The sequence below is a fragment of the Aminobacter sp. MSH1 genome (genome assembly GCF_003071665.1).
GTDB lineage: Bacteria > Pseudomonadota > Alphaproteobacteria > Rhizobiales > Rhizobiaceae > Aminobacter > Aminobacter niigataensis.
In genome coordinates this window covers 220705-232715 of the sequence record NZ_CP026266.1, presented here as the reverse complement: position 1 = coordinate 232715, position 12011 = coordinate 220705, and the positions used below count along the sequence as shown (strand labels likewise).

The window sequence follows — 12011 nt, the reverse complement described above, 5'->3', positions numbered from 1 at the left end:
CCCACCCCGACTGCCCTCCCATCGCGGGAGGGGCTTTTCTTTGGCGTCAGGCCTCAGCCAGCTTGAGCATGGCAATGCCAGCAAGGACGACAACGACCCCGCCCAAACGCAACGGCCCAAGCGTCTCGCCAAACAGCACGACGCCCATGATGACGGTGCCGGCAGCGCCTATGCCAGTCCACACCGCATAGGCGGTGCCGACGGGCAACGCCTCCAGCACCTTGCCGAGCAGGTAGACGAAGGCTGCCAGCAGAAGCACCGAGACGATCGACCAGCCAAGGCGGGTGTAGCCTTCGGCATATTTCATCGACACCGCCCAGGCGACATCGAGAACGCCGGCTACCACAAGCAGGGTCCAGGCAAGTCGCGGGTTCATGGTCAGGCCGCGAGCTTCATGCCTTCGGCACGCATCGCTTCGCGCACCATCGGCCGTGCGCCGACGCGGTCCATGAAGGCGCGCAGCCGTAGGAAAGCGGAAAGATCGACCTTGGCGAAGCCTGACCAGCCGACGATAGTGAAGAGATAGGCGTCGGCTGCGGTAAAGGTCTCCCCCATCAGGTAGGGGCCGATGCCTGCCAGATGGCTTTCGACAGAGGCGAGGCGTTCGGCGATCTTGCCGCGCGCCACCTCCTGCGCCTGGGTGCCATATTCGGGATGGAACAGCCAAGGGCTGTACATCTTGTGCAGTTCTGAGGCGACGAAGTTGAGCCAGGACTGCAGCTCGTAACGTTCGCGCGTGCCGGCCGCAGGGGCCAGCTTCGCTTCCGGCCTGAGGTCGGCAAGATATTGCACGATCGCCGCGCCCTCGGTGAGCAGCGAGCCGTCGTCGAGTTCGAGCACCGGCACGTAGCCGTTTGGATTCACCTTGGTGAAGTCGTGGCCTGTCGAGGTGACATGCGGCTTCTTGAAGATGTCGACGCGTTCGATGTCGAGCGAAATGCCCGCTTCGAGCGCCACGATATGGGGCGACAGCGAGCAGGTGCCGGTGGCGTAATAGAGCTTCATGATCTGTCCTCTCGGATTTTGACCGTGCGGTCGTTGCTTCCAGGGACAAAGCTAGCTCTTGCGTTGTCGCAATGCTCGTTGGGTTCTCGCCAGCATCGCTTGCATGACTGCAAGCGCCGGCCGTGCTAGAAGGCAGGCATGGAAGACTGGAACGAACTTAGGCTTGTGCTGGCGGTGGCCCGCGCCGGCAGCCTCACTACGGCGGCCGGACTGCTCGGCATCGACCACTCGACGGTGTTTCGCCGGCTCAACGCGTTCGAGCAGCGGCAGGGAGTGCGCGTGTTCGAGCGCCTGCCTGGCGGTACATACCAACTGACACCGGCAGGCGAACGCATGGCCGCTGCCGCAGAGCGCATGGAAGATGAGGCGCTGGCGCTGGCGCGCGACATCGCCGGAGCCGATGGCCGACTGTCCGGGCGGCTGCGTGTCACCTCGTCGGAAACGCTCGCCTATTCCAGGCTGACGAAGCATCTGGCCGAATTCCGCGCCGCGCATCCCGGCATCGTCGTCGAACTCGCCATCGACAACCGCGTGCTCAGCCTGTCGCGCCGAGAAGCGGATGTCGCGCTGCGGCCGATCCGGCCGAAAGAGGGCGACCTCTGGGGCCGCAAGCTCGCAGGCGTCGCATGGACGCTCTTTGCCTCTCAAGCCTATCTCGACATCAATGGCGGCCCGATCGGCGAAGCTGCGGCGCTGGGCGCACATGCCTTGATCGGCTGGGAGGAGACCGCGGGCGGCATCATGGCCGCCGACTGGCTGGAACGGAACGTCGCGGCCGAGCGCTTCGTCTACCGCACCAACAGCCTGGTCAACCATTCGGTGGCAGCCAAGGCCGGCATCGGGCTTGCGCTGCTGCCCTGCTATCTCTGCGACAATGAGCCGGGCCTCGTGCGCGCGCTGGCCGAGCCCATCGAAGAGCTCTCCGGCGAGTTGTGGATCGTCACCCATCGGGATTTGAAGGGCACGGCTCGTGTCCGTGCTTTCTTCGACGTCGTCGGCGAAGGGCTGGCGCGCGAGCGCGACCTGTTCGAAGGCCGCGTCGCCTGACGTCAGTGCCTTAGGCCGGGCGCTTCCTGGCCGGTGCGCTCGACATATTCAACATAGCCGCCGCCATACTGGTGGACTCCGTCAGGCGTGATCTCCAGCACCCGGTTCGACAGGGCGGCAAGGAAATGGCGATCGTGCGAAACGAACAGCATGGTGCCTTCGTATTGCGCAAGCGCTGCGATCAGCATCTCCTTGGTGGCGATGTCTAGGTGGTTGGTCGGCTCGTCGAGCACCAAAAGGTTGGGCGGGTCGAACAGCATGATCGCCATCACCAGGCGCGCCTTTTCGCCACCTGACAGCACCCGGCACTTCTTTTCGATCTCGTCGCCGGAGAAGCCGAAGCAGCCGGCGAGCGCGCGCAACGGCGCCTGCCCCGCCTGCGGAAAGGTGTATTCCAGCTGCTCGAACACCGTGCGGTCGCCATCAAGCAGGTCCATGGCGTGCTGGGCGAAATACCCCATCTTGACGCTCGGGCCGCGGGCGACCGTGCCGTCGTCGGGCTCGGAGGCACCGGCAACCAGCTTCAGCAGCGTCGACTTGCCGGCGCCGTTGATGCCCATGATGCACCAGCGCTCCTTGCGGCGGACCTGGAAGTCCAGGCCTTCATAGATGCTGCGGCTGCCATAACGCTTGTGCACGTTCTTGAGCGTGACCACGTCCTCGCCCGAACGTGGCGCCGGCTGGAACTCGAAGGCCACCGTCTGGCGACGCTTGGGCGGCTCGACGCGATCGATCTTGTCGAGCTTCTTGACCCGGCTCTGTACCTGGGCTGCGTGGGAGGCGCGCGCCTTGAAGCGCTCGATGAACTTGATCTCCTTGGCCAGCATCGCCTGCTGGCGCTCGAATTGTGCCTGCTGCTGCTTGTCGGCAAGCTGACGCTGCTGTTCGTAGAATTCGTAGTCGCCGGAATAGGTGGTCAGCGAGCCGCCGTCGATCTCGATGATCTTGTTGACGATGCGGTTCATGAAGGCGCGGTCGTGCGAGGTCATCAGCAGCGCGCCGTCGTAGCCCTTGAGGAAGTCCTCCAGCCAGATCAGGCTTTCAAGGTCGAGATGGTTGGACGGTTCGTCGAGCAGCATCACGTCGGGCCGCATCAACAGGATGCGGGCGAGCGCCACGCGCATCTTCCAGCCGCCCGACAGCTTGCCGACGTCGCCGTCCATCATTTCCTGGGTGAAGCTCAGGCCGTCGAGCACCTCGCGGGCGCGGCCGTCGAGCGAATAGCCGTCCAGTTCCTCGTAGCGCGCCTGCACCTCGCCGTAGCGTTCGATGATGGCGTCCATCTCGTCGGCGCGGTCGGGGTCGACCATCGCCTCCTCGAGTTCGCGCATTTCGGCAGCGACCTCGCTCACCGGCCCGGCACCTTCCATGACCTCGGCGACCGCACTGCGGCCCGCCATTTCGCCGACATCCTGGTTGAAATAGCCGATGGTGATGCCGCGCTCGGTCGAGACTTGGCCTTCGTCGGGCAGTTCTTCGCCCTTGATCATGCGGAAAAGCGTCGTCTTGCCGGCGCCGTTGGGGCCGACGAGGCCGATCTTCTCCTGCTTCTGCAGCGTGGCCGAAGCCTCGATGAAAAGCAGCCGGTGGCTGTTCTGCTTGCTGATATTCTCGATGCGGATCATGGAAACCAAGGCCTGGGAGGGGGAGCTGCGGCGGCTTATGGCACGCGCGCGCGCCGAGCGCGAGAGCTCTCTGTCGGGGCATAGCAGCGCATGGGAAAATGGGCAGTCGGTCGCGGCGGCTTGCCCGCGGGCAGTCGAACCCAATACTGTGCCTCCCCGGAAACCGAGATGTACAGACAAGGGAGAGGCAGCGCATGTTGTACGCAATCCTGGCATATCACGCCGAGGGCGTGGTCGAATCCTGGACCGAGGAGGAGGATGCGGCCCTGATGAAGGATCTGCTCGAGGTCAACGACCGCCTCGTCCGCGAGAAGCATCTGGGCCCGGCGGCGCGCCTGGGGCCGACGGAGAGCGCGGTGACAATCAGGGGAAAAGGGCTCGGCCTCGTCACCGACGGTCCCTTTGCCGAGACCAAGGAGCAGTTGCTCGGTTTCTACGTCGTGGACTATCCGACGATGGACGCGGCGGTTGCGGCAGCGCGCGAACTCCGCTCCGCCAACCCGACCGCCGTGTACGAAATCCGGCCGATTTCACTCTATCTCCCCGGCACCCCGATAGAGACACGAGAAGAGCACTAGGGCCCTTTGGACTTGCCGTGCTCCCCACTGGCATTGTGCCATCCAGCAGCGTGGGTTAGCCTCGGCTGAAGCCGACAGTCGGTCCCTCACCGTCCAGCACCATGGAAATCCTCTACGGGTTCGGGTTCCTGATACTGTTCATCGTGGCCGCCATTTGCGGGGTGGCGCTGCGCGTGCGCCTGCATGAAGACCACCTGTCGCAAGGCAACATGGATGCACTGCGGCTGGTGACGGGACTTCTCGTCACCTTTGCCGCACTGGTTCTCAGCCTGCAGCTGTCGACGGGGAAGCAGGCTTTCGACGCAGCCAACAAGGACCGTTCGCTCTATGCCGCAAGACTGGCCCGGCTCGACCAGTGCCTGCGCAATTTCGGCACCGAGATGGAGCCTGCAAGGCGGATTCTTCGCCAATACACCGCCGCCGTCATAGCCAGCACCTGGACGAGCGAGCCCGCGCCTGTCGTGGACGGCATGCCCGATATCAGCAAGATCGCCGCAAGCGGCGAAGACCAAGGCCTGAAGGCGCTCATCAACGAGGTTGGATTGATGGTGGACGGGCTGACGTCATCGGATGCCTTGCACACCAACATGGCTGCCAGGTGCCGCAACGATTACACCCTGGTGCAGGAGAGCCGCTGGGCGGTCATCGAGGATGCCAACGGCGTCTCCCGCGGTTCGTTCAGCCGTATCGTCAGCGTCTGGCTGGCGCTGGTATTCCTGAGCTTCGGGTTGCAGATTCCGCGTAAGATGCTGGGCGCCGTCGTGCTAACCATCGGCGTGGTGGCCGTCGCCAGCGTCATGTTCGTCATCATCGACCTCCACATCCCCTATGGCGGCATGTTCGGCATCACCAGCTCTGCGATGCGCCATGCCCTGGCCGACATGACGAGATAGTCGGGACTGCCAGCCCGTCACCCCGCAGGCACCGACCGGGCGATGTCGAGGAAAACCCGAACGAGCTTGCCGCCGCTGCGCTCCTTGAGGCAGATCAGCGCCTCGTCCATCAGCATTTCGGGTGCGTCGATGGGGATCTGCACCAGCCGCGCGTCCTGGCCGAACTCGGCCGCCGAGACAAAGCCTATGCCGGCGCCTGACGCCACGATCTCGCGCACCGCCTCGCGCCCCTCCGCCTCAATCGCCGGCTTGAACTCGAAGCCTTCCTTCGCTGCAAGGTCTTCCAGCTTCGCCCTGGTCTTCGAACCACGCTCGCGCATGACCAGCGGCAGCAGCGACAATTCATGCAGCGACAGCGACTTGGCCGCCGCCAGCGGGTGGTCGGTCGAGACGAAGGCGACGATCGGCGTCGAGTTGAGGTTCACCACTTCGAAATCGCGCCCGGTCGGGATTTCGCCGAGCACGCCGATATCGGCCTCGTAGCTGTAGAGGCTGGAGATAACCGTCTCGGTATTGCCGGCACGAACCGAAACCTGGATGCCGGGATATTTCTGCCGGAACTGGCCGAGAATGTGCAGCAGGTGGTGGGCGGCGTCGGCGACGATGCGCAATGTGCCCGAACGCAGCGCGCGCGATTCCGACAGCAGTTCCAGCGCCTGCTGCTCAGTGTCAAACATCCGCCGCGTGATCTCGAGCAATTGCTGGCCTGCGGCCGTCGGCGTCACCTGCTTCTTGTGGCGGTTGAAGAGCAAAACGTCGTATTCTTCCTCGAGCTTGCGCACCTGGTCGGAGATCGCCGGCTGGGTAAGAAACAGCGTCTCGGCGGCGCGCGAAAAGCCGCCGCAAATCGCGACATAGTGGAATGCTCGAAGCTGTACGTAGCGCATACTCGTTCCCTGACGTAGGGGCAGAATAGCAATAAACTCAGCCAATACAAATATCGAAACTAACGATTTGACTTATGTTCACAACAGCCGAGGATAGGGCAAGCGCCACAGCTGCGCGCTTGCAATCGGAGGCTCGCGGCCATGCATTTCATGTTCATCCTGCTGCAACTGGCAGGCGCCATCATGCTGCTTTTATGGGCCGTGCGCATGGTGCGCACCGGCGTCGAGCGCGCGCATGGCGCGCTGCTGCGTGAGGCGCTGCGCGGTGCGACCAGGGGGCGGGTGCGGGCAGCAACCGCAGGCACCGTGCTCGCCGTCATGCTGCAAAGCGCCACCGCCGTGGCAGTGCTCGCCTCAGGCTTTGCTGCAACCGGCGTGATGACCGTCTCGGGCGGGCTCGCGGTGATGCTAGGCGCCGATGTCGGCTCTGCCCTGGTGGTGCAGGCCCTGTCCTTCGATCTTTCCTGGCTGGTGCCGCTGCTGCTCTTTGCCGGCGCAACGCTGTTCCTCAAGGTCGAGGCGCGCATCGTCAAGCAGACCGGCCGCACCCTGCTCGGCATCGCTTTCATCCTGATCTCGCTGCGCATGGTCGGCGAAGCGACGGCGCCGATGCGCCATAGCGCGTTTCTGCCGATGGCCGTCGATTACCTGCGTAGCGATCCGGTGACGGCCTTTGCCGCCGCCGCCCTGTTCACCTGGCTGATCCATTCCAGCGTCGCTTCGGTGCTGCTGTTCATGTCGATGGCGGCGCAAGGCGTGCTGCCGGCCGAGGTGGCGCTGCCGATGATCCTCGGCGTCAATCTTGGCGCCGGCCTCGTCGCCGTCGGGCTGACGCGCGGCCAGGCCATCGATGCCAGGCGCATCCCGGTCGGCAACCTGATCTTCCGGGCCACAGCCGCAGTCGCGATCCTGGTTGCCCTGCAACTGGTGGAACTGCCGATGGCCTGGTTCGGCGAAAGCGCCGCGCGCCAGGTGGTCAACATGCACCTCGCCTTCAACCTTGCTCTGCTGGTCCTGTGCCTGCCCTTCACCGACCCGATGGAACGGTTGGTCCGGCTCATCCTGCCGGACGCGCCAGCCGGGCAGGAAAGCTTCGACCTGATGTCTCGCCGTACAAGTGCGCTCGACAGGACAGTCATCAAGATGCCGAGCGTGGCTCTCGCCTGTGCCACGCGCGAGGTGCTGCGCATGGCCGAGGTGGTGGAGATCATGCTGCGCCCGGTGATGGATCTTTTCGAATCCGGCGACCGGGCGCGTGTCGACCAGGTGCGCAAGCTCGACGACGAGGTCAACCGCGCCCACACCGACATCAAGCTCTACATTGCCGAGGTCAACCGCGGGACGATGACCCAGGACGAGGCGCGGCGCGGCATCGAGCTCACCGACCTTGCCATCAATCTCGAGCATGCCGGCGACATCATCGCCAAGAACCTGCTCGTTCTGGCCGAGGAGAAGAGCGACAAGAGGCTGAGCTTTTCCCGGGAGGGCTGGTCGGAGCTGACCGCGCTGCATGACCGGGTGCTGGCAAACATGCAGATCGCCATGAACGTGCTGGTATCCGGCGATCTCGAGGCGGCGCGCCAGCTGGTGGTCGAGAAGGAGCGCATGCGCAGGCTCGAACGCGACAGCCACGAACGCCATCTCAAGCGCCTGCAGTCGGGCACGCCGCAAAGCATCGAGACCAGCGACATCCATCTCGAGGCGGTGCGGGCGCTGAAGGAGTTCAATTCTCTGCTGGTGTCGGTCGCCTATCCGATCCTGACCCAGAGTGGCGACCTGCTGGAAAGCCGGCTTGCCAGGACCGCCTGACGGCTGTCGATGATCATCGTTTCAGCTTATTGAAGAATACAAAATAACGATTTTACATATGGATCGAAGAGACCCAAGGTGAGGTCGAACCAAACATCTGAAGACGGCGAGGAGAAAGAAATGCTGTCCGAACACAAGCTTGCAGCCGCAGCCCCCTTCCCTGCCCCGGCGCTGGGCGAGCCCTATTTGCTGACCCCCGGTCCGCTGACGACCTCCTACGCCGTCAAGCAGGCAATGCTGCGCGACTGGGGCTCGTGGGACGGCGACTTCAGGGCGATGACGGCCGAGATGCGCCAGCGGCTTCTTGCCATGCTCGGCGACGGAAACGGCGAATTCGACTGCGTGCCGATGCAGGGCAGCGGCAGCTTCGCCGTCGAGGCGATGCTCGGCTCCTTCGTGCCGCGGGATGGCAAGGCGCTCGTTCTGGTCAACGGCGCCTACGGCCAGCGCATCGTCCAGACTCTCGGCTATCTCGGCCGCGACCACGTCGCCATCGACAAGGGCGACTACATGCCGCCGCGTGGCGACGAGGTTGCCGCCGCGCTCGATGCCGATCCTGCCATCAGCCACGTCATCCTGGTCCACTGCGAGACCAGTTCCGGTATCCTCAATCCGGTCGCCGAAATCTCCGAAACCGTCTACGCCAAGGGCCGCAAGTTCCTCGTCGACTCGATGAGCGCGTTTGGCGCGATCCCGCTCAACGTCAGCGAAATCCGCTACGAGGCGATGGTGTCGTCGGCCAACAAGTGCATCGAAGGCGTGCCCGGCTTCGGCTTCATCATCGCCCGCAAGAGCGAGCTTGAAGCCGCCAAAGGCCGCAGCCACTCGCTCAGCCTCGACGTGCACGCCCAGTGGGCGCACATGAACAAGACCGGCCAATGGCGCTACACGCCGCCGACGCATGTGGTCGCGGCCTTCCTCGAGGCGCTGCGCCAGCACGAGGCCGAGGGCGGCGTTGCCGGACGTGGCGCCCGCTATATCAGAAACCGCGACGTCATGGTTTCAGGCATGCGCGAACTCGGTTTCGAGACGCTGCTCAAGGACCGCTGGCTGTCGCCGATCATCGTCACATTCTTCAACCCGGCCCATCCGGACTTCGCCTTCGACCGCTTCTACGAGCTGATGAAGGAAAAGGGCTTCATCATCTATCCGGGCAAGCTGACCGTTGTGGACAGCTTCCGCGTCGGCTGCATCGGGCGGATGGACGAGCACGTCATGCGTAAGGTGGTCGAGGCCGCCGGCCAGTCGCTGCGCGAAATGGGCGTCGACACCGCAGCTCCCCCCGCCGCCGCAATTGCCGAGCGCGCCAAGCTCGCCGCCTGATAACAAGAAGATTACAAAGGACCCTCCCCCCAATGAACAAGATGACCACGATCAACGTCAGCGCCAACGGCCGGACCTACGAATGGCCGCGCGTGCCGGCGATTGCCATCTGCCTCGACGGCTGCGAGCCGGCCTATCTCGACGAGGCGGTCAAGGCCGGCCTGATGCCCTCGCTCGAAAGGATCCGCGCCAAGGGCACCGAGCGGACCGCCCACAGCGTCATCCCGAGCTTCACCAACCCTAACAATCTGTCGATCGCCACCGGCCGGCCGCCGGCCGTGCACGGCATCTGCGGCAACTATCTCTACGAGCGCGAGACCGGCAAGGAAGTGATGATGAACGACCCGCGCTTCTTGCGCGCGCCGACCGTCTTCCAGGCCTTCTACGACGCCGGCGCCCGAGTTGCCGTCGTCACCGCCAAGGACAAGCTGCGCGCGCTGCTCGGCAGCGGCCTGAAGTTTGACGACGGCCGCGCCATCTGCTTCTCGTCGGAAAAATCCGACGTCTCGACCAAGACCGAGCACGGCATCGACAACGCGTCGGCCTGGCTCGGCAAGCCGGTGCCGGAAGTCTATTCGGCCGAGCTGTCGGAGTTCGTCTTCGCCGCCGGCGTCAAGCTGCTCAAGGAATTCAAGCCTGACGTGATGTATTTGACCACCACCGACTACGTGCAGCACAAGTACGCGCCCGGCGTGCCGCAGGCCAACGCCTTCTACGAGATGTTCGACAAGTATCTCGGCGCGCTCGACGCCCTCGGTGCCGCAATCGTCATTACCGCCGACCACGGCATGAAGCCCAAGCACAAGGCCGACGGCACCCCTGACGTTGTCTATGTCCAGGACCTGCTCGACGAGTGGCTGGGCAAGGACGCCGCTCGCGTCATCCTGCCGATCACCGATCCTTATGTCGTCCACCACGGCGCGCTCGGTTCGTTCGCCACCGCCTACTTGCCCGAGGGTGCCGACCAGGCCGACATCATGAAGCGCCTCGCCGCTATCGAAGGCATCGACGTGGTGATCGACAATGCCACCGCCTGCGAACGCTTCGAACTGCCGTCGGACCGCATCGGCGACATCGTGCTGGTGTCCACCGAAAACAAGACCATCGGCACCAGCGAACATCGCCACGATCTGGCGGCACTGAACGAACCGCTGCGCTCGCATGGCGGTCTGACCGAACAGGCTGTACCCTTCATCGTCAACCGCAAGCTGCCGACGCTCCCCAACGAGCCGGTTCTGCGCAACTTCGATGCGTTCCATTATGCCGCCATGGCGGCGGCGCTGGCGTGAGGGAGGACCTGTGATGGTCAAGGCTGAAACAACCTTCAAGGTGCGCCACGAGCCGATGCGCATCGCCGGACGCAAGGTCGACGCCGATGGCGTCGTCAACGTCCACTACCCCTACACCAATGCGGTGATCGGCACAGTGCCGGCGGGGCGTGCCGAGCACGCCCGCCAGGCGTTCGACATCGCAGCCAACTACCGCTCGAAGCTGACACGCTACGAGCGCCAGCAGATCCTGTTCCGCACGGCCGAGGCACTTGCCGCGCGTAAGGAGGAGATCTCCGACGTCATCACGCTGGAGCTCGGCATCTCCAAGGCCGACTCGCTCTACGAGGTCGGTCGTGCCTATGACGTGTTCACTCTGTCGGCGCAGATGTGCATCCAGGACGACGGCCAGATCTTCTCCTGCGACCTGACCCCGCACGGCAAGGCGCGGAAAATCTTCACCACGCGCGAGCCGCTGAAGGCGATCTCGGCGATCACCCCCTTCAACCATCCGCTCAACATGGTTTCGCACAAGGTGGCGCCGGCGATCGCCACCAACAACTGCGTGGTGGTCAAGCCGACGGAGCTGACGCCGATGACGGCGCTAATCCTCGCCGACATCCTCTATGAAGCCGGCCTACCGCCGGAGATGCTGTCGGTTGTCACCGGCATGCCGGCCGACATCGGCGCCGAGATGATCACCAACGAGAATATCGAACTGATTACGTTCACCGGCGGTGTGCCGGTGGGCAAGCTGATCGCCCGCACCGCCGGCTACAAGCGTCAGGTGCTGGAGCTCGGCGGCAACGATCCGCTGATCATCCTCAACGACCTCTCCGACGACGATCTCGCCAAGGCGGCCGATCTCGCGGTCGCCGGTGCCACCAAGAACTCGGGCCAGCGCTGCACCGCGGTCAAGCGCATCCTGTGCCAGGAAAGTGTCGCCGACCGTTTCGTGCCAATGGTTCTGGAGCGGGCGAAAAAGATCAGGTTCGGCGACCCGATGGACCGGACGACCGATCTCGGCACCGTGGTCCACGAGAAGGCAGCGGCACTGTTCGAAAACCGCGTCTACATGGCCGCCGAGCAGGGTGCCGAAGTGCTCTACGACCCCGGCCGCAAGGGCGCGCTGTTGCCGCCGATCGTCGTCGATCGCGTGCCGCACAAATCCGAACTGGTCATGGAAGAGACCTTCGGGCCGATCATTCCGATCGTGCGCGCTCCAGACAACGACGACGAACTGATCGCGCTGTCCAACTCCACCGCCTTCGGCCTGTCGTCAGGTGTCTGCACCAACGATTTCCGGCGCATGCAGAAATACATCGCCGGCCTGCAGGTCGGCACGGTGAATATCTGGGAAGTCCCGGGATATCGCATCGAGATGTCGCCATTTGGCGGGATCAAGGATAGCGGCAACGGCTACAAGGAAGGCGTCATTGAAGCGATGAAGAGCTTCACCAACGTTAAGACCTTCTCTTTGCCCTGGGCCTGAGCCACTTGTCTTAAGCCGGCAAATCAGATGAGTGTCGATGAGGGGGCGTTCGCGCTCCCTCATTTGCGTGGAGGGGAAATGCTG

The 12011-nt window shown here is 64.0% G+C and carries 11 protein-coding genes; 7 read left to right on the top strand and 4 right to left on the bottom strand.

The features are described 5' to 3' along the window. Positions 1-46: 46 nt before the first annotated feature. Both CO731_RS27400 and gstA read right to left on the bottom strand, forming a co-directional pair. On the bottom strand, positions 47-376 hold the full coding sequence (locus tag CO731_RS27400; protein WP_108610258.1) for a multidrug efflux SMR transporter: 330 nt from the start codon (positions 374-376) through the stop codon (positions 47-49). Between the two features lie 2 nt (positions 377-378). Then, positions 379-1005: a glutathione transferase GstA gene (gene gstA / locus CO731_RS27395; protein WP_108610257.1), complete on the bottom strand. Its 627-nt coding sequence runs from the start codon at positions 1003-1005 to the stop codon at positions 379-381. A gap of 138 nt (positions 1006-1143) precedes the next feature. Between gstA and CO731_RS27390 the strand changes: the two genes are divergently transcribed. Beyond that, complete coding sequence (locus tag CO731_RS27390) at positions 1144-2052, top strand: LysR family transcriptional regulator (protein ID WP_108610256.1); 909 nt, start codon at positions 1144-1146, stop codon at positions 2050-2052. 2 nt (positions 2053-2054) lie between these two features. Here CO731_RS27390 and CO731_RS27385 read toward each other — a convergent pair whose 3' ends face one another. Continuing rightward, positions 2055-3677, bottom strand: a complete 1623-nt coding sequence (locus tag CO731_RS27385) for an ABC-F family ATP-binding cassette domain-containing protein (protein ID WP_108610255.1) — start codon at positions 3675-3677, stop codon at positions 2055-2057. A 194-nt stretch (positions 3678-3871) separates the two neighbouring features. Here CO731_RS27385 and CO731_RS27380 point away from each other — a divergent pair, with 194 nt between their 5' ends. Next, entirely contained in the window at positions 3872-4255 is a 384-nt protein-coding gene (locus tag CO731_RS27380; protein ID WP_108610254.1) for a YciI family protein, read from the top strand. Positions 4256-4356: 101 nt separating this feature from the next. Continuing rightward, positions 4357-5148, top strand: coding sequence for a DUF4239 domain-containing protein (locus tag CO731_RS27375; RefSeq protein ID WP_108610253.1), 792 nt, complete (start codon positions 4357-4359; stop codon positions 5146-5148). Between the two features lie 17 nt (positions 5149-5165). Here the strand turns inward: CO731_RS27375 and CO731_RS27370 are convergent, their stop codons facing one another. Continuing rightward, entirely contained in the window at positions 5166-6035 is an 870-nt protein-coding gene (locus CO731_RS27370; protein WP_108610252.1) for a LysR substrate-binding domain-containing protein, read from the bottom strand. A gap of 141 nt (positions 6036-6176) precedes the next feature. On the opposite strand from CO731_RS27370, the gene CO731_RS27365 reads away from it, so the two are divergent. The 4 genes from CO731_RS27365 (at position 6177) to phnY (ending at position 11927) form a co-directional block, all read left to right on the top strand. Then, complete coding sequence (locus CO731_RS27365; RefSeq protein WP_108610251.1) at positions 6177-7844, top strand: Na/Pi cotransporter family protein; 1668 nt, start codon at positions 6177-6179, stop codon at positions 7842-7844. A 120-nt stretch (positions 7845-7964) separates the two neighbouring features. Then, positions 7965-9167, top strand: coding sequence for a 2-aminoethylphosphonate--pyruvate transaminase (locus tag CO731_RS27360; RefSeq protein ID WP_108610250.1), 1203 nt, complete (start codon positions 7965-7967; stop codon positions 9165-9167). 32 nt (positions 9168-9199) lie between these two features. Continuing rightward, positions 9200-10456 (top strand): phosphonoacetate hydrolase, encoded by a 1257-nt coding sequence (gene phnA / locus CO731_RS27355; RefSeq protein WP_108610249.1) that lies wholly within the window; start codon positions 9200-9202, stop codon positions 10454-10456. Between the two features lie 13 nt (positions 10457-10469). Next, positions 10470-11927, top strand: a complete 1458-nt coding sequence (gene phnY / locus CO731_RS27350) for a phosphonoacetaldehyde dehydrogenase (RefSeq protein ID WP_108610248.1) — start codon at positions 10470-10472, stop codon at positions 11925-11927. The last annotated feature ends 84 nt before the right edge of the window (positions 11928-12011 follow it).